Here is a 20028-nt window from a genome sequence, read left to right on the forward strand (position 1 = left end):
CTTGTCATCGCGTCGTAGATTCTGATCTGGAGCATGGAACGGCGCTTCTTGAGCTCCTCCGCTCCCGCCCATCTCCGTCTCTGCTCGCGTACTCGTTCTTGAATTGACCATCCACTTCGGGCACTTAACCGGAAGCGGGCAGTCGAGATGGGTGCAATAATTTTGTTCTTTAGAGCGAAAAGTCCGATCGCAGGCCCGCCTGAGCCGAATCGCCTTGGCCGGGTCAGCAGGATATTGCTGCGAATCGACGGTGCGATGCGAGGGACATCTAACCATCAATAATTGAGCGCGCCATCAAGACATCCACTACCGCTTCCGCTGAATGCTCTAGGGTCTGCTCCATGGTCCTGAGATGAATCTCCGGTGTTGTTGGTGCTTCGTAGCACGAGTCGATCCCGGTGAAGTCCTTGATCTTGCCGGATTTCACCTTTGAATACAGGCCTTTTGGGTCTCGCCGAGCGCATTCCTCGATCGGCGTATCGACAAAGACTTCTATGAACTCTTCCTTGCCAACCAGGCCGCGCACCCTGTCCCGTTCGGCCCTAGAGGGCGAGATGAACGAGCAGATCACGATCAAGCCGCTGTCCGCCATCAGCTTGGCAACTTCACCGACGCGCCGAATGTTCTCCACGCGGTCCGTCTCCGAGAAGCCGAGGTCCGCGTTTAATCCGCCCCGGAGGTTGTCGCCATCCAGCAGCATGGTATGCCGCGACATGCTACACAGCCTTTGGTCAACCAGGTTGGCAATCGTCGTCTTTCCCGCGCCAGACAGGCCAGTGAACCAGATGACGCAAGGCTTCTGATTCTTGAGCGCGGCGCGCTCCCTCCTGTCCACGGATAGCGCTTGCCTAGCAATATTGGTGTCCCGCCGTAGCGGAAAGGCGATCATGCCGGCCCCGACCGTACGATTCGTGTAACGATCGATGAAGATAAATGATCCGGTCTTTCGATTGAGGTCGTAAGGATCGAATACTGCGGGCATTGTGGTCGCAACATCGCAGAAGGCGATCTCGTTGAGGGAAAGCATCCCGGCGGCCAGATGCTCACAAGTGTTGACGTCGATCCGATGCCTAATTGCGGTAATGCTGCCGGTAATCGTCTGTGATCCAATCCGCAGCACGTAATTGCGTCCGGGAGCGAGCGGCTCCTGGTCCATCCAGATCACATAAGCGGCGAACTGGTCGGCGACCTTCGGTCGGTCGTCCGGTCGGGACAGAATGTCGCCACGGCCGATATCGATTTCATCTTCCAGTGTAATGGTAACCGCATCGCCGGCTTCGGCGCCGACAAGGTCGCCATCGTGGGTCACGATCCGCTTGATCCGCGTGGTCCGTCCCGACGCGGCGACAACGATCTCGTCTCCTGCCGAGATCCTCCCGGAAGCCACCGTCCCGGCATAGCCCCGAAAATCCGGGTTTGGGCGGTTCACCCATTGGACCGGAAAGCGGAAAGCCTGGCCTGCGGTGCCGGACGGGATGTCAATGCTCTCCAAATGCTCGAGCAGGCAGGGACCATGATACCAGTTGGCATGAGCGGAGCGGTCCACAACGTTGTCGCCGTAGCGGGCCGAGATCGGGATCGGAACGATCGAGTTGAAGCCGAGACCGGCGGCAAAGGCCAGATAGTCACGGGCAATCCGATCGAAGCACTCTTTGTTGTATGCGACAAGATCGATCTTGTTCACCGCCAGCACGACATGACGAATACCGAGCAGCGAACAGATAAAGGAGTGGCGGCGGGTCTGAACCATCACGCCTTTGCGGGCATCGATCAGGATGATGGCGAGCTGGGCATGCGAGGCGCCGGTAGCCATATTGCGGGTATACTGCTCGTGGCCGGGAGTGTCGGCCACCATGAAGGAGCGCCGCGGCGTCGTGAAGAAGCGGTAGGCGATGTCGATCGTGATGCCCTGCTCCCGCTCGGCCTCGAGCCCGTCCACGAGCAACGCGAAATCGATGTCATTTCCGGTGCTACCGTGCTTGATGCTGTCGCGTTCCAGCACCGTGAGCTGATCGTGGTAGATCATCTTGCTGTCGTGCAGTAATCGGCCGATCAGCGTCGATTTGCCGTCGTCCACCGAGCCACACGTGATGAATCGCAGCTGATCCTTTGTCCTGGCCGCGACCGCTTCCGTTGTCGGCTTTACAAACATCAAAAGTAGCCTTCCCGCTTCTTCTTCTCCATTGAAGCGGCTTCATCGGTATCAATCAGGCGTCCCTGGCGCTCTGACACAGTCGCAGTCCGCATTTCTGCGACGATGTCTTCGATCGCCATCGCATCGGATTCAATAGCCCCGCTCAAAGGATAACATCCGAGCGTTCGAAAGCGGATCATCCGCATTTCCGGCGTCTCGTCGCAGTTAAGCTGCAATCGCGAGTCGTCGATCATGATCGACGCACCATTTCGACGCACTGTCGGTCTTTGTTTTGCGAAGTAGAGCGGAACGACCGGAATCTTCTCAAGCATGATGTATTCCCACACATCGAGCTCGGTCCAGTTTGACATCGCAAACACGCGCATGGTTTCGCCCTGGCGGATCCGTGTGTTGAACAGGCTCCAAAGCTCCGGCCGCTGGTTACGGGGGTCCCATACGTGTCCGGCCGAACGGAAGGAGAGTATCCGCTCTTTTGCGCGACTCTTTTCCTCATCACGCCGGGCTCCACCAAAGGCGGCATCAAATCCGTGGAGGTCGAGCGCCTGCTTCAGCGCGTCTGTCTTCATCACCTGGGTATGGAGCGTGGAGCCGGAATCGATCGGATTGATCCCGCGCGCGATGCCCTCCTTGTTGATATGGACGATCAGGTCGAGGCCGAGCCGCTTGGCTGTCGCGTCTCGAAAGCTGATCATCTCGCGGAACTTCCAGGTCGTGTCGACGTGGAGCAGGGGGAAAGGCAATTTTGCCGGATAGAACGCCTTGATCGCAATGTGCAGCATCACGCTTGAGTCTTTTCCGATCGAGTAAAGCATGACCGGCCTTTTGAACTCGGCGACCACATCACGCATGATTTCAATCGATTCAGCTTCGAGACGGCGCAGATGTTTCGGCAGCATATATCTTCTTTTCGATGCAGGATCTCTGTTCTTCGCCGTTCTATGGCTCCAGCCCAGAGTGGGGAATATCCGCGGCGGAAACGGCCGGCCAAGAGGCAGGCTCGTCCATGAGGTCAAGCCCAATTGGACAGCAGACTTGCAGACGCGGCAACATATCGCATTCCCCGCTGGTGCGACCGGCACCGGCGTCACACCTGATCGGGAGATCAGCTCGTGCGGGTTAAGGATCTTGGCTAAATCAACCAGCGTGTTTTGATCGCAAGCATTCAGATCGCCCTACGAGATATTGAGGATCTGCTCAAGCCGCGCGACCTCGCCTCGCAACATCTCGATAGCCGCGTCGCGGTTATCCGAAACATTCCAAGCAGTGTGGACCGGCTCTCCAATTTGAGAGGGGCCGGATAGTGCTCCGACCATGGTACTTCGCAAATCCCACCAAGTTCGGAATATCCGACGATAGAGTTCGGTTACCTCACCTCCCCTATCCACCACTCCGGCTTTCTGTGCATGCAGCAGTTCCTGCTCATATCCGAGTTCTAGCAAAAGCTCAGCGCCGACCAAATCAGTCACGGTTTGCATCTCTTCGACGCTCAATTGAGATTGCCATGACTTGACAGAGCTGTCGTCGACGGCGTTCCGTTCCAGGATTTTTCGATCCCCAAAGCTGCTGGATCGAAGATAATCTGCTTGTCTCAATTCAGCCGATGCGACGGCCACTGGGTCACAGCCGAGCCCCGTCAACAGACGCCGGATTTCCTCGTCCGGATGCGTCACGAGCAGTTCGTATTGCACGAACTGTGTCTGCGGGCGAGTGCGGTGCGCGGCGAGCTTGGGCAGGCCCAGAACCAAATCGGCGAGTGAAGTTATGATGACGTCGGGCAGACGGAGCATGAGATCGGCGAGACTGGATACGCTAACCGAATGCGAGCTTTCTGTCCGCAGTGGGATGCCCCACGTCGATTTCAGTGAAGCGGCGATGGCATACGGATTGCGCATCAGAAGGATATGTGGCGCTTCTGGATAGACAGATTCAAGAAACTCAAGCACCGTCCAATAGCGTGGTGTCTTGTCTATGATGATGCGCTTGCCCGCTTCTGCCAGATACTGATCGTATGCTGCATCGGCAAAAGCGCGGCTGACGATCGTGCGATCTATCCGCCCCAGGAATTCGGAGGTAGCGGCCTTGATCAGTGAGCTGCCCGCCGGGTGACGCTGATCCACCCTGCCAAATGCTTCAAGCGCCAACATCAGCCAGGGTTCAGGCGGAGCCACGATGTCTGGATGGTGCTGGAGCAAGTGCGCCAGGAGTGTCGTCCCGGATCGCGGAAGACCGAGGAGAAAGCACACCGCAGGCGAATGGCCAAAACGTCCGCTCATCGTTCAGACCCTCGTGCTTGAAAAGTAAACCCTGTCGGCGCTCGCTCGATTGAGCGAAAAAAGCCAGCCGCGCGATCACATGAGCAACCGCATGCGTACAAAGCGTCAAAACGACAACAATTTTGTCTGCCACTCATGACTTGAGAACCGTTCAGTTTTGATCGATGGGCGGGATCACGGAAGCATAACTGCAATTGCCTCCTCGATCTCTCGACAATTGACACGAAGTCAAGCGCCACCTCAATTGCACGAAGGTTGATCGCGATATGGGAAGGTTGGGAAGAACTATACGGACGTTTGCCGAAGACCGCCCGCGGTACATGGAAGGTTATGACGTGTAGTCATAAGTGCCCGTTGCTGGGGCATTGAAGCCGTAAATGCGACGTGCACCTCGCTGATGTTCGGCATACAAGAGCGGACAGCTCGGCAAGCGCGGTAAAGAGCAGACTACATCGCGGACATCTCACTTGGCGGAGCGCAGCTATCTTGAAGACGCGTATCGATCCTGACGCAACTTTGCCCTGAATGCTGTCGTTGGTCCGTCAAGACACTGAGGCATAGCTCCGGCCCGCCTGTTGTTCGCAAGCCCATCCGTCCGAACTATACCAACTGTTTGATTTACCTGCTCTTGCAGCACTGGCGCTCCCCTAATCGGCGCTAGCAGGTTGTAAAGAACGGAACCTGGCACATAAGATGCACCGGATTTACCTGATCCAGCAAGCGCGCTTGGACGCATCTATACTGACGGAGACGAGATTGTCCGGCCGTTCATGTGGGAGAGCAGATCAATCCATGCGTGTCTCACAGAACTTGCCAGATTTCCTACCATTGTGGTGGGCATCACTGCCACGGTGGACGATCCTGATGGTGGTGACCTATTTGGGCAGAGAAAAGGGTGTACCGGTCAATCTAGTGTCACGATTGATGCACGTCGCCCCTTCCTTCGTGACGACCCACTCAAAGCTGCTAGAGAAAAACGGCTTGATGCGGCATAACTCCTCCGCAAAGGATGCCCGGATCCAGCAGATGTCGCTGACGGCCAAAACGCTGCATCTCGCGACTTTGGCGCCACGACAGGCAGCGCAGGATGAGCTCGCTTTTGATGAAAGCGGCGTTGACCGATCAAGCGAGCGCACTGCCAAGCCTGCTACAGTGAGGCATCGCCTGGAAAGGGCCCGCTCTGGCATTCAGAAGACCAAACGCCCGACTTAGAAATGGAGCTCGCTGACCATGAGTCTCCCATCCTTCGAATATGTCTTGAAGCAGCGCGGTCGAAGGTGGTTGTGGTCCGTGCACAACGCCGAGGGCGCGCAGGTGATGACGGGTTCAGGACGTATCCGCTCCGCCGCGATCTATCAAGCTAACAGAGCGCTTTTTCAGTTGCTGTTGAGGGCGCCATATCGTCTCGGAGCTCAAGCTAGCCAACAGGCCCGGCACGGTCCGCTTACGCCCAAATTTTAGTCTGGCATGAGCCTCGAGGATGCCCATTCGCGAGGTTCTTTCCATTTGGCTAAGGCGATCAGCCGATGTGTTCGGGCCAGCGCAGCCAAGACTGCCTCGGCGAAGCTGAAGAAGCTGCTGCCCGAACGGATGCTAGATTCCCCCTTACGGGGAGTTCGCCTGAGACTGGTCAGCTTCTCGAAGCTAACGCGTCCAGGACTGGGCGTTGTGGCCCATCGCATGCGTTCCGGGACCGAGTGTTTCCGGGTTCTATCTTCGAGACAAGGCTATGTCTTCACTCGCGATCATACATCGCAAGCGGCCGTCGCCCCCCTTCCAAGTCTCTTGATCAAAGATGAGGAGGCGCTGGAGCGCATTTCGCGACGTTGAAGGCATCCAGCACATGCGTGAAAAACTCTTTCAGCGCGGATCGGCAAAGCTAATGTGCGACAAAATTTCTATGACCAAAGAGGGCGGCCCGCGAGCCGCCCTACCGCACCATTACGCAGCGTTGCTCAAAATTAACGCTGATGTCCGAGTCCGATTCCGAGATTTAAGGCCTTCTGGCGTAGCGCGCCGGCGCTGCGTTTAGTCATTTTTGCTATCTTTATGACCGGGGTCCGAGCCTTCGAATGGACTTTGAGCTCTTTGATATCTGCCTTCGTCCACTCGCGCCGCTTAACGCGTTTCTTGGTTGCTTTTTTCACGATGATGCTCCTTTGAGAAGAGCGCTTCTAACATAGTTTTTTCGCAGCGACGACAGTAAAAAAAAAGGACAGTCATCGGAACTCGCGCGGGGTGTTAGCTCGGTCATCTTCTGGAATGGCCAATCGCGATGAACCTGAACAGCTGCATCTTGGGGAGGTTCGTGATTTGTATTAAGGCTAGAGCGACCAAACATCGAGGCCCTGTCATTCAATTATAACGAAGCCTCTCAACACAGAGTCTGTACGAAGTTTACAATTCCACAGCTGCACTAGTCCAGACGCCTTGTCTTCCGAAAGCCATGTTAGTCTGCGTGCTTAGCTTCGAATAGAAGGGCGTCGATTGGTGAGACATCGGGCGGTCTCTGCTATGGTCACCTTATGACGATTAGCGCGCTCGTTATCTAAACGCCAGAGACCGCTTGGGGCTTGCTCGATACTAGATCGGTCCCGTCTTCGTGTCGGTCGTCCGGGCTCCGCTCAACGCGTCGGAGTGCACGAAGACATCAGCTCCTCCATTCCTTAGGTTGGATGAAGACACATCGTCCCTTGGTCGCGTTGAAACACTTCACAGTACCAATAGGCACTGCATTATGTCCAAACTGAACTTGGGCGATCTAATCGGGGTACGCGTGGCCATCAGCAACGGCTTGAGCGGCAAGCCGTCACGCCGATAGCCCTTGCGCGGGCTCAATCGCTTGCCGGGGAGCGCTTTCTGCGCGTGCTCGTTCGTAGCTGCGAAGACATCAGGGGCGGCTACTCATCTTCGGGTTCGCGCGCGATCTCCCGCCCAACCTGACCCTGCATAGCGCCCAGATCTAGCAGTTCGAGCCCTTCAAGAGTCTTCCTTCCCTCGTCGGTGATAATCCAGCACCCGGCCTCTCGCTCGATCAGCCTTTGGCCAAAAATATCGAGTTGGGGCGCGCGGCTCGCGATGCGCTTCATACGCGCCGGCCACTCTGGGCCGCTGCTGTAATAGATAGCCAAATGCTGTTTAACGACTTCGATGCTCGCCCGTCCGTGCGGCTGGCCGGCAAGTATCTTCAGTATGGACAGCTGAAAACTCACGCGCCCACGCCATCGAGTCGAGGAAAAGCTCCATAATACTTATCCTGAGGGAAGCCGCAGCGCCGTGCGCCGCTTTTCAAAAGAAACCTTGCGCCATAAGCCTAATGAAGCAGGATACCCACCTGCCGCCGATGCGGTAAGCAAGGTTCTCGACGGCATCGGCGACATCCTGCCCAGAGTGTTTTGAAGAATGGGTCAGCGGAGACAGCCGCGTTGGCTACGCGTGTGACGAGGTCTCGATTGCCGTCTTCGACCGATTTGAGATCAAATTACGTCGGTGGTAACCGCGCTGTTGCACATCTAGGCGAATGACATCGCTCACTGAACGCACCGCACGCTTCTTTCGCTTCCAACTGCCGGCCACCTCCGCAGGAATCGCAAACCCTCGCGGAACGACCAAAAGATCGCGTCTTCCGTTCAAATAAATATCGAACATGTCGTCCCTCGTTTGACACGAGCGTAGATCGCCTGTTCATACATTTGGTGACATCGAAGCAACAGTTGCGCTTTAAGACTCTACGCGAGCTTTCTCCGGATTTCGCCCGCACTTGAGCGGCATGGCGCAATCCCGCTTCTCCTTCACGTGCTCCGCATTGCCGAGAATACAGGAGCCTTCGCACGCCTTATTGTCGCGAACAGATCCCCTTATCGGGGCCTCGTTCTCGATAAGGTAGTAAGCCTTGCAGGCAACCGTGGGACCGATAACCAGCCGATGAACTGAATTGTCCTTCAGTAGACAGAGGCCTGATCTGTAATGCGACGGACTTTTGCCGCTCGAACGGAGTTGATTGAGCATTGTCTGGGCGTGGCAATCTTCTTTTGTTGTGAGTTTATTCCTGTCCGCGCGATCAAATCCTACTCGGGTGCTGCTGTTTCAATGTACGTGAGGAACGTCGCGGGCACGATGGTGCCGCCGGACGTGAACGTGTTCACATCCCAACTTACCGCCCACTGGTCACGGAATACAGACATGGCGTTCATAGCGCGAACGCGAGATTCGCCAGTCACAAAGTGCTACGCTCCTCGGTCCAACTTGTGCCCTTGACATCTGACCATTGGCCGACATGAGGTCGATATGGATCAGCCTTCGTCAGATCGACACGATAATGACCATCCGCGTTTTAGGAATATTGCCCCGTGTCAGGAATATGCGCCCGAGCAGGTGGAGCGCACCCACCATTTGTGTCGCGCGTCTTCATGCAATACGCCGCGCCCTTTGAGACTGCATTTACTTTATCCAGCGGCCACATCGCCGTTACCGAGGCGAATTTGATCGGACCGAGTTGTAGTTCGGCAGACCTATCATCTCCGCCTGCGGTAGTCGCGCCGGCCGTTGAGGCGGCGGCCAGGCTGGCGGCGAAAGCGAGCAATACGCAGAAGGTAAACGCCGGATCGTGTTCCCGTCGCTGCGGCAAAGTAGAAAACGTAGGCAGAAACAGCGGTACAGACATAAGGACTGCTTCACCCATGTCGTGGATTTCGAGGCGGCAATGAGGCTTGTCCTGTGTCGGCCCTCTTTGAATGCGGGCATGCTCAGGAAGCAAGATCTTCGGCGAGGAATTGTTGAGCGCAATCAATCGCGAAAGCGTAGCGGGAGGATATCTCACGGCCGAGCGCGCAGGGTCTGTTCATTCGGGCAGTCTTTGAGCGGACTTGCATGGTTTTGCCTCTCGAGGTCGGCGGCGCAGCGGACTTTGGTCTGACATGGGCCACTCACCCGCTGCAGATCGCGCAATACGTCTCCATAGCGGCAGCAAACGCATTCTCGGAAAAACCGGCAAGTGCGAGGAGCTCGCTTAAATGTTCAGGACAGCGCGCTGGTTTGAAGGACAAATGCGCACAGATTAAGGTCAGGTACGATCGCATCGATGTGCTGCGGGCTCAAGTAAGCCCGGTTCGGACGTCCGGGACAGGCTTGCGCGCAAACGGCTGAGCAGATGCCTTAACCGTGAAGGGCATTAATTTGTGCAGATTGGCCAACCACGCATACCCTTTGAAACAGCCATGGTTGCCAGAGGCAGACTTGTGCTTGACCTGAATCAAACAAGACCAGTTGTGGGAGCGGATCCTTCCGGATAGCCCTGCCGGTACAACGCTTGACGGAGCGCTGCAGAGCCAGTTGAGCGGCAGGCGGCAAACTCTCCAGCGAGGTCCGCTAGGTGTCGTGAGACAACAGGGCGCTGGCCGATTTAACGCCAGCATCACCAGTTGTTCTCGAATCGACGGTCGACGCGATCCTGTCCGGGATCACGCTTAGATTACAGATTGACCCACAATTCAATTCGCAGACTTCCCCCGCCAAAGTCAAGCTAACCAGCCCATGCCGGCGGCAATGCAGGCGGGCTTCGAAGCTCTATCACATCGGCGAAGACTGTCCAATCGCGAACACTCTTTTGCTTGCAGAAATCGCTCTCCGCCTGCTGTGCAGCAGCACTCAGCGAGGCGGCATCGACCTTGAACGCTGCCTGACAGGCACGATGTTCGTGTCCGGTATCGTCACAAACGGTCTTAATGAACCGAACATTAAATGAAGGCATGGCATCCTCTTCTTGTGGGCTTACTTATCCACCATTCTGCCATTCACGCCACAAGAGTATTTGATCTGCCTCAAGCAGCATCCCCAAGAGGTTGTCCGCTCCTCCATCGAGATAAGGCTGAAACTTTGGCAGCGCGGCTCGAGCGCTCCTGTTGTGCCGCAGACCACGCGACCTCTATTTGTCCAGCTTGGCGGATCGCACTCTGTGTTTTGGGCCGAGGGATAACGCCTTCTGGTCTGCTCATGCCCTGGACTGACAAAATTGAGCCGCCGACGAATCGAGGAATGTCTGAAGAGACGATTGAGAGCCGCGTGCGCCGTCACGCCCGAGATGCCGGCTATCGATCTCTATCGATCCCATACTCAACCGCTGGCAATATGGAGACTTGAGAGGCCGCGAACTTTACACGCGATACTTGATGGTCTCACGAGGTATTGCCGCAAACGCAAGTCATTGCGCCAATCACCGGGCAGAGCCATTTCTGACGCGCGCCGGCGGGCGGGACTATCGATTGCGAGACCTACGCGTACGTGATCGTGGGCCAATGAGGCGAACCGGCCCTGCGGCCGCGACAGCAAAGCCGATGATCACGCTTGTCGCAGCCAACGTTTCGATGAGCCCAGGGTTCAGGACTTCAGCGCCAATGCCTATGGCTGGGATCCGCCCGGCAAGGCCACGGATAATGCGAGGTGAGCGATCAATTGACCATCTGCTTGCCGGCTATCGCAGCATTGAGGACAAATGCTGTCGTGGCCCATTCGCGAGCGGTGCGCCTCAAAATCAACCCCGCTACACGCTGGCGTGTTGCGGCGGACCAGCGCGAGGTCCTGGCGGATCGCCCGACTTGGGACATGTCGCCTGCCAACGCGGGCCTGTGCGGCAGCAGCAGCCGCTCGAGGTCGGCCATTCTGGATGCGCATCAGCTCTTTTTGACCTGTATCAAATACTACGGCGGCTGCCTACTGATAGAAGTGAGCTTCCCGTCCAAGGTCACACACATGGCAGACAAAAAGACTTGGCGCCCCATCATCTTTTCATGTCCAGATACCGGCGACCGAGTTCAAAGACTGCTGCCGGACGTACCCGAGCCGCGTGCCGATGACCTGCACACAATAACCTGCGCCGCCTACGAAGGCGTCCACTTCATCGATCCGCGGACGGGCGCGATGATCGACGCCGAGCGCAGCTAGACCCGTCCGAATGGAGCCAAGCGAGTTACGGCGTCTTCCGGTTCTCGGGGATGCCGCCCCGCTCACAAGGGCGCGGCTGACGTCATCACAACCCAATGCCCCACGCTGACGCCGTGGGACTGGGAGATTTCCCACCAACGAAGGATGTTCGAGATGACAGACCACGGGGACATTCGTCCCGCCGCGGGCCAGATTGCGGGAGCGGCAGTTCAGTTCAACTTCTGCAGAACGGCGGTTAATACCAACCGCCGAGGACTTGAGCTGATCCAGGTCGATTCGACCGAAGCCCGGGAGTTGTTTCGCAGCGCCAATCCTAGTATTTCGGTTGGCGAGCCGATCATGTCCCGGCACGATAGGTTCAACGGCGCCACGGCCGATAAAACCCCGGCCGCCACGCCGCCTGGGCAATATTGGGCTGAGCCTGCTCGCGCGGCGGTCCAAGCCATCTGGTCCGTTGTTCAGAAGGTTGCCTGAATTTGTCGGCCAGCAGCGATGAACACCGTCCAAGATCTACTGGCGACCTGACCTGGGAGCGGCTCGAAACGGCGCCGCCCTTTGATCGGGATCTGGAGATTGCCGTAATCGAGGGTAATACCATTCACCGGGTGGTCTTTCCTTGCCGCCGGACCTTCGGCGGCTGGATCAAGGCCAAGAACGGAGAACACGTAGCCGTGCAGCCGACGCACTGGCGCATATGGCCAGATAGCGGCGGCCATCCTGCACAATAGATTGGTGTGAGTTGAGGCGCGTTCTGCTCCGGTGGCCTCTCGTGGGAAACAATGTAGAGTGGATCGAATGAGAGGGTCTACCAGGAAACATGTCGGACCACGTCTGGTAAGGCTATGGCACTGCCGCGGCAGCCGCCGCGCTGGCTCTCGTGTTGTGCACGGCGCTAAATCCATATCTTCAGGACCTCACGTTCACGAACATCTACCTTCCAGTCCTCGTTTTGCCGCTTTCGTCGCGGCCGCGGCCGGGCGAACGTCGCTCCCGCGTGCGCCATGATCGTGATTGACGAGAAGGGCATCATTCGCCCGGCAGTGCGTTTATTTGGTTGTGCTCCGGACGACGTGGTCGGATTGAATGTGTCGAGGTTGATGCCGCAGCTCTACCGCGCCGAGCACGAGCGCTACATCGAACGTTATGTGGCCAACGGCGAGCGGCCCATCATCGGCATCGGCCGCATCGTGGTCGGCGAACGGAGCGACGGCTCGACCTCCGTCGGTGAGGCCATAGCGCGCGCCGAACGGCTCTTCACCGGCTTCATTCGAAACCTCACTAAGAGCGGGCGCAGGAACGGCGGTTGCAAGATCTGCCATCTGAACTCGTGCACGTGTCGCGGCCGACCGCCATTGGTGAGATGGCATCGTCTATTTCCCATGAGGATCAACCGGCCGCTCTCCGCAATTACAAGCTACGTGCGCGAACAAAGGCGCTGCTGGCACCCGACGAACCGGACGCCAACTGCATCGGTGATGCACTCGAACACGCCGCCCAAGAGGCTCTACGCGCCAACGATATCATCAAGCGCCTGCGGGAATTCGTTGCCAGGGGCGAGCACACTGTGGAGAGTCCGCTCACGCTCCTTGAACAAGCTGCGGCTCTGGCCTAGTCGGCCCCAAGGAGCGAGGGGTACGCGTGATGACCCGCAGCGACCGCGACATGATCGTCGACAAGATCCAGATCCAGATCCAGAAGGTCGCGCTGGACCTGATACGCAATGCAATCGAGGCCATGGCTTCCTGCCCGCGCCGCGAAGCTGCCAACGTTGACAGGTTTACGTTGCTGATAAGGGCCCCGGCATCAGCGCTGATATCGCCGACCGACTGTTCCAGCCCTTTGTCACGATTAAAAGGCATGGCATGTGTGTGGGGCTATCAATCTGCCGGACGATCATCGAGTCACATGGCGGCCATATCGTCGCGCAAGCGAATCCGGGTGGTAGCACGATCCTTCAGTTCACCGCGCCATTTGCGGAGCTTAGTGAAGAGACATGATTGGGCGGCGCATTCTTGTGATCGACGATGACGCCGCAATGCGGGATTCGCTCGCGTTTCTTCTTGATGTAAATGGTTTCTACGTAGCAACCTATGAGACGGCGACCGCGTTTCTTAATGACGTCGCGAGCGGTCCAGTTGATTGCATTGTGTCAGACATCCGTATGCCTGGTATGAGCGGTCTCGAACTAGTCAGTAAAGTGAAGGCCAATCGCGTCAACTGCCCCGTGGTTTTGATAACTGGTCATGGCGACGTATCGCTCGCAGTCGAAGCGATGAAAGCGGGTGCAGTCGACTTCATCGAGAAGCCGTTCGTGGAGGACGTGCTATTGCGTGCGATCAATAGTGCTTTGGAAGCGCGGCCAACGAAACCAGCCGATGACGCAGCGAAACTGCAGGCGGAAGCCCGCCTCGCCGGCCTCTCGTCGCGCGAGCGTGACGTCCTGCAGGGACTATTAGCCGGCAAGATTAACAAGGTTATCGCCCATGATCTCGGCATCAGTCCCCGGACAGTCGAGGTTTACCGTGCAAACCTCATGGCCAAGACCAATGCCCGCAGCATGTCTGAGTTGATGCGGATCGCCATTACTGCGGGACTCTAGCACCAGCGCAAATGGCGCGAATGGCCTATTCATGCATCCAAGCTGCGCAGGCCAGACGGCGAAACGGAGGGTTTTCAGGCGTACCGCGCCGAGCCGATCATGTTTTCGGTGACGGCTACCGATGCAACACACGCTGCTGGTTTCTTGAATCACGATGGCACATGAAGCAGATCAATTACGTGGGCCCACATTTGTGCTCCGATGGAAAGCAGGTCTGTCACCCCGGAGAACGGCATAGTTCGGCAATAACTGGTCCATCCGCGAACGGAGCTCCCTGTGCGGGCTGCCGTGACGGTTCGACTTCCATCGCATTGAGCACAAATGCGCATCTTGACGCTGTGGCAATCGGCTAACGAGAGGACCATCATTCGCTCATTGCGCCCGGCTGGGCGACGGTCACTTCGGTCTTCGAAATCAAACGGTCGCGTGCGTTGGAGCAAGCCGAAGCGGCACTGCGGGCATGGAACGCCGGCATACCAGCGCGCGCTGAGTGCGGTTCCGGCCGAGGCGCGCCGCCCTAACCATCGTCACACACCATTAAGGGGGCTACGACAGCGGATCGCATGATCATCAAGCGCGTCGACCACGTCGGCCAGCGTACATCGATCGGGATGCTGTCAATATCCGCCTCGTCACCTCCGCGGCCGACCGATGCTGATGGGGATCAGAGCCAAGGTCCCCGAACACGTCTTCCTGCGGCGAGCCGAAAGTGGCGGTGGACGACAACTTTTCGGCTGGCTGGAGCTCTTTACGGGTGCGGCCGTGCGCTTACGACTGTTGGACGCGGCCGCCGAAGCCAGCATGCAGCTTTCTAATCCGATTTGAACATGTTTGAGCAAACAAGGGACCGCGCCGCCCCCATTCACGACGTCCCGCTCGTGGCACTTACGTGTAAATACTTAGGGACTTCTACCTAGGGAAAACATCCAAATTTTCCAGTTCGTCAGGATCAGCCAATCTGCGTCCCATCGACGTTCGCAAGACAGGGTCCGCCATGCACGCCCAGGCCGCCAGTGTTACCGAGACCAGCTGCTATCCGACGAGCGTCTTGCGTGGGCAACCTCAACACTTCGGCTAAGTTGAGTTACGCCAGCTCAAATTCAAGCGCGCTACTCTTTTGCGTCGAACAGCGCGGAAAATTGCAGCGCAAACGACACCGAACTCGGCTTGGGCGATCTTGCAAGTGGCAGAAACGCTTCCGGCCTAAATTGTGCCTCCAGGACCACCGCAATGATCATCGATCTTTTGCTTCGAGAGCATCGCAACATTGATTTGCTTCTGGCCGCTCTCCAACGCGAATTGGAGATTTTTGAGAAAGGGATCCGTCCCGATTATGAGGTCATTCGCGCGATTATCAGCTATTTCGAAGTTTACCCCGAGGTGTACCATCATCCACAGGAAGACTTGATTTTTTCCAAGCTCAAGGCTTGCGATCCGGATACAGCTGCAATCGTCGGCGATCTCGCGCTTGAACACCAAGAAGTCGTCGACCGTTTGCACCGCTTCGCGCGAGCTATTGACGCCATCCTCACGGATCGTGAGCTCGCTCGGCAAGACGTTGGCAATATCATACGCGACTTTATAGTACGCGAGCGGCGCCACATGATGTGGGAAGAACGAGATTTCTTTCCGGCCGCACTGAAGGCTCTCTCGGGACAGGAATGGACCGAAATCGCTTCCGCCGTCACCGATCATGGAGATCCGCTGTTCAGCGAGACAGCGGCAGCCACTTCCGATGCGCTAAGAGCGCATATTCTGAAATTGGAGCAAGAAGCTGAGGCCGAACGGAGCTCGGTCGCGTTATCGTCCATCAAGGCCGGCAATCCCTGAGACGGCGCCGAGAGGGGCCGTATTGATCGCTGCCGTTTTACAGCAGGAATTAGACCTCATGCTCATCCTGTCGAAATGGGGGTATTCGCGGACGCGTAGGCTGCCGTACCGCCAAAATGGCTTCTGCGCACTATGATCGCTTCCTCGACCACCGTGCAAACGCCATGGCCGAGCCTTCCTGAGCTCTGGTTCCGGCACGTTCCACAGTGTGACCGTCGCAGGTTTGGCAGTTGCGCAGTGACATCGCGCGAAGCGGATGCCTCTCATGTCCGCCGACCCGTAGGACGGACGATTGCGGCCGCGCGGGTGCGGCGAAGCACTTCCACTCCTTCCCAGCTGAATGATCCGACCACAGCCGGTTCGACCCACTGCACGCCAACTGCGAGGCACTGCTCGCCCGGGTATGTTCAGCACGAACGGCAAGGCGCTGGACGTCCGCTCTTACTCTGCGCCGATCCGAGTCGTGTCGGATCCGAGATCGCCATCACTTAACTGGCCTATGTTGAGGGCAGGACCACGCTCACGGCTGAGGAGCAACCTATCGGCACCGTGCCATCGTCGCCCTGATTGAGCATAAGGTTTCTAGGCAGGAAAGCGCACCGAGTTTGCGGCTCGTGCTCTGCGGTCACCGCCCGGCATCACCGCCTCCCCTCGTTGCTGTCGTAATCGTAGCCGACGCGCTCTTGAGCGACAAACCTTGGTGTATATTTATACACTTCAGGCTATACGGTCGCATACCACGGCATAATTGAGCTACGCTGAGCTTGTGCTTCAACTAGGCTCAGATTTTCGGCGAATGTCCTTGCCGTGATCGAACCGGCGGTTGTCCTCTCTTCCGCCGATGGAAGTCCGCGCGATGCGTCAGCGTCGCTCCTCCCAGACTTTCGCCCGGCCCGCTAAGCGGGGGCCGGGCTTTTTTTGTGCTCCCAAGGTTCCATCGATTATCGAGAGCGCAAGTGACCGCAAGAGGATCAGCTTTGTCGAGAAGAGACCCAAGCCCGGATCAACGGCCTCGCGGATCGAATGCAGCGCGCAGTTGGCGGGCGGCAGCGACCATGTTCGCTAGCGCCGGCCGAACCTCCTCCCATTTGCGCGTCTTTAGGCCGCAGTCCGGATTGACCCAGAGCTGCGAATCATGCAGCCGGGCCCGAGCTAACGCCATCAGCTCCTTCATTTCGCCCGCCTCGGGAACGCGTGGAGAGTGGATGTCGTACACGCCCGGCCCGATCTGATTTGGATATTCGTAGTTCCTGAACGCGTCGAGTAGTTCCATTTTCGAGCGCGAAGTCTCGATCGAGATGACATCTGCGTCCATTGCAGCGATCGCACCGATGATGTCGTTGAACTGCGAGTAGCACATATGTGTATGAATTTGCGTTTGATCAGCGACGCCGGATGAGCAGATGCGGAAGCAATCCACGGCCCAGTCGAGATAGGCCGTCCAATCCGATCGACGCAACGGCAATCCTTCGCGAAGTGCAGCTTCGTCGATCTGGATCATGGTCGCACCAGCATTCTCGAGATCGCGGACTTCGTCTCGGATCGCGAGCCCAATCTGGCGGCAGACCTCGCTTCTGGGAATATCATCGCGAACAAAGGACCAGTTCAAGATCGTCACCGGTCCGGTTAACATCGCCTTCATCGGCTTCCTCGTTAGTGATTGCGCGTAGCGCCACCAGTCCACGGTGATAGGCTTCGACCGCACTACATCGCCAAATAGGATCGGCGGCCTGACGCAGCGCGATCCGTAGGACTGCACCCATCCATTCCTGGTAAATGCGAAGCCGGCGAGTTGCTCGCCGAAGTACTGCACCATGTCATTGCGTTCAAACTCGCCGTGCACGAGGACGTCGAGACCGATGTCCTCCTGCCAGCGTACGGCGCGCGCCGTCTCCTCCTTGAGGAACCTGTCGTATTGCTCGTCGCTCATAGCGCCTCGCGCATGCGCCGCACGGGCATTCCGGACCTCTGTGGTCTGCGGAAACGATCCGATCGTCGTGGTAGGAAAAGCCGGTAGTCCGAAACGATTGCTTTGGATCTCGGCACGACGGGCAAATGGGCTCGCGCGCCGACGCTTGGTCTGATCGATCGCTTTCATCCGGACAGCGACATTGGCATCACGGATTTTCGGCGAAGTCCGGCGGACAGTCGCGGCACATTCCGAATCGGCAAGAGCTGGCGCAACATTCCGGTCGCCTGCGAGTGCCCGCCCCAGGACCGCAAGCTCCCGCATCTTCTGGACCGCGAAAGCAAGCCAGCTCTTAACGTCGGAAGCGAGCCCGGTTTCGAGTTCAACATCGACCGGCACATGAAGCAGCGAGCAGGATGGGGCAATCTGTACACGATCCTTGCCGAGCTTCGCAATCGCGGGTTCGAGCCGCTGGCACAGCGACGACAAATTCGACCGCCATACATTCCGGCCGTCGACGACACCGAGCGACATGACGAGATCACTTCGGCGGCCAGCGATGATCTGGTCCAACAACTGTGGCGCTCGAACCAGATCGAGGTGCAGTCCGGCGACTGGCAGCCTCAAGGCGGTGTCCAGATTGTCCCCGAGATCGCCGAAATAGCTCGCGACTAAGATCTTGATGGCCGGCCCCTCCTTGGCGAGCCGGTCATAGGCATGTCGCAAAGATTGTCGCGCCCTCTCATCCAGATCAAGAACCAGGCAGGGCTCGTCGAACTGAACCCAATTTGCCCCACGTTTGGCCAATTCCTGCAGAACCTCGATATAGGCCGGTATCAGTTCATCCAGTAGTGAGAGTGGCTGGAACGCAGGATCGGGGCTCTTGCCGAGCTTTAGGAATGTGACCGGTCCGATCAGGACAGGGCGGGTCTGAAAGCCAAGGGCCTTGGCTTCCTCATACTCCTCAATCGGCTTGCGAGAGCATAGCCTGAAAGTCTGTCCCTTGTGAAACTCGGGGACCATGTAGTGGTAGTTGGTGTCGAACCACTTGGTCATCTCCTGCGCGGGTGCGCCAAATCCGCGCGGTCCGTGGCCGCAACTCGCATCCTGATCGTCGCATTGTGATCCGCGGGCCATGGCGAAGTACGTCTTGAGCGAAACGGATTCGGCTTTCGGAGCGTAGATCTCCGGGATGGCGCCAACCATGACACTTGTGTCGAGCACCTGGTCATACAGCGAGAAATCGTTCGATGGAATGACCGTGACGCCGATAGATTTCTGACGAGCCCAGTTCGCGGCACGCAGACCAGCTGCGTCCTCGAGCAACTGCTGTTCGCTGCTTTTTCCGGCCCAGTAGCTTTCTAGAGCGAGTTTGAGCTCGCGCCTTGGACCGATGCGTGGCGTTCCGAGCGTGGCAACCGGAAGGGAGAGAAGAGACATAGCGTTAACCCCATGTTGGGGGCAAGGGCCATGGCGGACGCAGGCAGGGGAAGTCGCGCGGTGCGACGGCTGCTCGGCGCACCACCGGGACACCCCGCCCGTGGACGAATATATTGTCGGGGCAGGTCTCCTGGCTCGCGGGTCATCGCTTCTGTCCGGCCTTCCCGAAGCCGCGCAGGCTTCAGTGACATCGTTGGACAGCGGCTTACCGCTCACAGTTGCGGGGGCAGCGCCGGCATTGTCACCGGCTTCCCTCTTAGCTCCGGATCAAATGGAAACCGGAGAACCTCGACGACTTGGATTATCGGCAAGCGAAGTCTTCCGTCAACCTCTTAGATTATGTCTCAAGCTGAAGCTGCGACATCTGCTATGCGAATGACCGTGCATCTCTATCGTTGAGATGATGTAGATGCGCTCTCCAATCAGCGATATGGGAATGACCATCGCAGCTGCCCGCGGGCCGCACGCCAGATCCGTGGAAGGGACCATGCAGCTTGCACGGTCCGGACTGCTGCCTCGAGCAGAACGCATCTGTTGCGAGTCCTGGCTTCCCAGCGGTTCTTTGAGCACGTCCACCATCCAGCCACCTCCTCGGCCAACAGGATCCGTGTTGATAGGTCCAAGCTGGCGAAAACATACCCGGCCCGCACGTTGATTTGCGGTCCAGCCAGACTCCGAATGCTCGGCGGTGGAGATCGGCTTCGCGTCGTTGGCCATCGAGTGCAAAGCGCACCTGACTGAGGCTGTTCTCAACTTCCGGAGCGCCGCATGTCGAAAGGAGCGCCAAACGCACCATGGCCCATTGGCCACAAATGCCCAAACGCATGGCAGAGATCGAAGGCCACATTCTGGCAACGATACCGAACCAAACGGTTCAATGGCG

The 20028-nt window shown here is 57.7% G+C and carries 16 protein-coding genes, 1 pseudogene and 1 riboswitch; of the genes and pseudogenes, 8 read left to right on the forward strand and 9 right to left on the reverse strand.

Going from position 1 to position 20028, the window contains the following annotated elements; translation table 11 throughout:
• Positions 1-268: 268 nt before the first annotated feature.
• The 3 genes from cysN to noeE all read right to left on the reverse strand — a co-directional run bounded on the left by cysN (position 269) and on the right by noeE (position 4428).
• Positions 269-2152, reverse strand: a complete 1884-nt coding sequence (gene cysN / locus GA0061098_RS36660; protein ID WP_091966224.1) for a sulfate adenylyltransferase subunit CysN — start codon at positions 2150-2152, stop codon at positions 269-271.
• Complete coding sequence (cysD, locus tag GA0061098_RS36665) at positions 2152-3108, reverse strand: sulfate adenylyltransferase subunit CysD (protein WP_283808028.1); 957 nt, start codon at positions 3106-3108, stop codon at positions 2152-2154. Before cysD ends, cysN begins: the two co-directional genes overlap by 1 nt.
• A 219-nt stretch (positions 3109-3327) precedes the next feature.
• Positions 3328-4428 carry a nodulation protein NoeE gene (gene noeE, locus GA0061098_RS36670; protein ID WP_091966226.1) on the reverse strand — a complete coding sequence of 367 codons (1101 nt, stop codon included), beginning with the start codon at positions 4426-4428 and terminating at the stop codon, positions 3328-3330.
• Positions 4429-5292: 864 nt separating this feature from the next.
• On the opposite strand from noeE, the gene GA0061098_RS36675 reads away from it, so the two are divergent.
• Positions 5293-5640 (forward strand): hypothetical protein, encoded by a 348-nt coding sequence (locus GA0061098_RS36675; RefSeq protein ID WP_091966227.1) that lies wholly within the window; start codon positions 5293-5295, stop codon positions 5638-5640.
• Between the two features lie 749 nt (positions 5641-6389).
• Here GA0061098_RS36675 and GA0061098_RS36680 read toward each other — a convergent pair.
• From GA0061098_RS36680 to GA0061098_RS36695, 4 genes are all read right to left on the reverse strand, one after another.
• A complete protein-coding gene (locus tag GA0061098_RS36680) occupies positions 6390-6575 on the reverse strand; it encodes a hypothetical protein (protein ID WP_091966228.1) in 186 nt (61 codons plus the stop codon).
• Between the two features lie 753 nt (positions 6576-7328).
• Entirely contained in the window at positions 7329-7640 is a 312-nt protein-coding gene (locus GA0061098_RS36685) for a hypothetical protein (protein ID WP_245323825.1), read from the reverse strand.
• A 1121-nt stretch (positions 7641-8761) separates the two neighbouring features.
• Positions 8762-9217: a hypothetical protein gene (locus GA0061098_RS44260; protein ID WP_129591032.1), complete on the reverse strand. Its 456-nt coding sequence runs from the start codon at positions 9215-9217 to the stop codon at positions 8762-8764.
• Positions 9218-9949: 732 nt separating this feature from the next.
• On the reverse strand, positions 9950-10177 hold the full coding sequence (locus GA0061098_RS36695) for a hypothetical protein (RefSeq protein ID WP_091966230.1): 228 nt from the start codon (positions 10175-10177) through the stop codon (positions 9950-9952).
• A 689-nt stretch (positions 10178-10866) separates the two neighbouring features.
• Between GA0061098_RS36695 and GA0061098_RS36700 the strand changes: the two genes are divergently transcribed.
• Both GA0061098_RS36700 and GA0061098_RS36705 read left to right on the forward strand, forming a co-directional pair.
• A complete protein-coding gene (locus GA0061098_RS36700; protein ID WP_129591033.1) occupies positions 10867-11367 on the forward strand; it encodes a hypothetical protein in 501 nt (166 codons plus the stop codon).
• 153 nt (positions 11368-11520) lie between these two features.
• Complete coding sequence (locus GA0061098_RS36705; RefSeq protein ID WP_129591034.1) at positions 11521-11841, forward strand: hypothetical protein; 321 nt, start codon at positions 11521-11523, stop codon at positions 11839-11841.
• On the opposite strand, the gene GA0061098_RS45370 is transcribed toward GA0061098_RS36705, so the two are convergent.
• Entirely contained in the window at positions 11826-12083 is a 258-nt protein-coding gene (locus GA0061098_RS45370; protein ID WP_165637834.1) for a hypothetical protein, read from the reverse strand. The two genes, GA0061098_RS36705 and GA0061098_RS45370, sit on opposite strands and share 16 nt — an antisense overlap.
• Positions 12084-12368: 285 nt before the next feature.
• On the opposite strand from GA0061098_RS45370, the pseudogene GA0061098_RS46480 reads away from it, so the two are divergent.
• The 5 genes and pseudogenes from GA0061098_RS46480 to GA0061098_RS36725 form a co-directional block, all read left to right on the forward strand.
• A pseudogene (locus GA0061098_RS46480) lies at positions 12369-12590 on the forward strand (PAS domain S-box protein); the annotation flags it as partial.
• An 80-nt stretch (positions 12591-12670) separates the two neighbouring features.
• Entirely contained in the window at positions 12671-12979 is a 309-nt protein-coding gene (locus tag GA0061098_RS46485) for a sensor histidine kinase (RefSeq protein ID WP_245323841.1), read from the forward strand.
• Positions 12980-13008: 29 nt separating this feature from the next.
• Complete coding sequence (locus GA0061098_RS47535; RefSeq protein WP_430649289.1) at positions 13009-13395, forward strand: ATP-binding protein; 387 nt, start codon at positions 13009-13011, stop codon at positions 13393-13395.
• The gene (gene fixJ, locus GA0061098_RS36720; RefSeq protein ID WP_091966234.1) at positions 13361-13966 is read left to right on the forward strand and encodes a response regulator FixJ; all 606 of its coding nucleotides are present in this window, start codon (positions 13361-13363) and stop codon (positions 13964-13966) included. Before GA0061098_RS47535 ends, fixJ begins: the two co-directional genes overlap by 35 nt.
• Before the next feature lie 1230 nt (positions 13967-15196).
• Positions 15197-15796, forward strand: coding sequence for a hemerythrin domain-containing protein (locus GA0061098_RS36725; protein ID WP_091966235.1), 600 nt, complete (start codon positions 15197-15199; stop codon positions 15794-15796).
• A gap of 1003 nt (positions 15797-16799) precedes the next feature.
• Here the strand turns inward: GA0061098_RS36725 and metE are convergent.
• Complete coding sequence (metE, locus tag GA0061098_RS36730) at positions 16800-19145, reverse strand: 5-methyltetrahydropteroyltriglutamate--homocysteine S-methyltransferase (RefSeq protein ID WP_091966236.1); 2346 nt, start codon at positions 19143-19145, stop codon at positions 16800-16802.
• A gap of 103 nt (positions 19146-19248) precedes the next feature.
• Positions 19249-19451: riboswitch (cobalamin riboswitch) on the reverse strand.
• Positions 19452-20028 lie beyond the last annotated feature (577 nt).

This window comes from Bradyrhizobium shewense, assembly GCF_900094605.1.
GTDB classification, from domain to species: domain Bacteria; phylum Pseudomonadota; class Alphaproteobacteria; order Rhizobiales; family Xanthobacteraceae; genus Bradyrhizobium; species Bradyrhizobium shewense.

Excerpts from the sequence above, each read along its gene's own strand:
- GA0061098_RS45370 (WP_165637834.1), bottom strand. The coding sequence starts at position 12,083 with ATGGCCGCCGCTATCTGGCCATATGCGCCAGTGCGTCGGCTGCACGGC.
- GA0061098_RS36675 (WP_091966227.1), top strand. The coding sequence starts at position 5,293 with ATGGTGGTGACCTATTTGGGCAGAGAAAAGGGTGTACCGGTCAATCTA.
- noeE (WP_091966226.1), bottom strand. The coding sequence starts at position 4,428 with ATGAGCGGACGTTTTGGCCATTCGCCTGCGGTGTGCTTTCTCCTCGGT.
- GA0061098_RS36695 (WP_091966230.1), bottom strand. The coding sequence starts at position 10,177 with ATGCCTTCATTTAATGTTCGGTTCATTAAGACCGTTTGTGACGATACC.
- GA0061098_RS36725 (WP_091966235.1), top strand. The coding sequence starts at position 15,197 with ATGATCATCGATCTTTTGCTTCGAGAGCATCGCAACATTGATTTGCTT.
- metE (WP_091966236.1), bottom strand. The coding sequence starts at position 19,145 with ATGTCTCTTCTCTCCCTTCCGGTTGCCACGCTCGGAACGCCACGCATC.
- cysN (WP_091966224.1), bottom strand. The coding sequence starts at position 2,152 with ATGTTTGTAAAGCCGACAACGGAAGCGGTCGCGGCCAGGACAAAGGAT.
- GA0061098_RS36705 (WP_129591034.1), top strand. The coding sequence starts at position 11,521 with ATGACAGACCACGGGGACATTCGTCCCGCCGCGGGCCAGATTGCGGGA.
- fixJ (WP_091966234.1), top strand. The coding sequence starts at position 13,361 with ATGATTGGGCGGCGCATTCTTGTGATCGACGATGACGCCGCAATGCGG.
- GA0061098_RS47535 (WP_430649289.1), top strand. The coding sequence starts at position 13,009 with ATGACCCGCAGCGACCGCGACATGATCGTCGACAAGATCCAGATCCAG.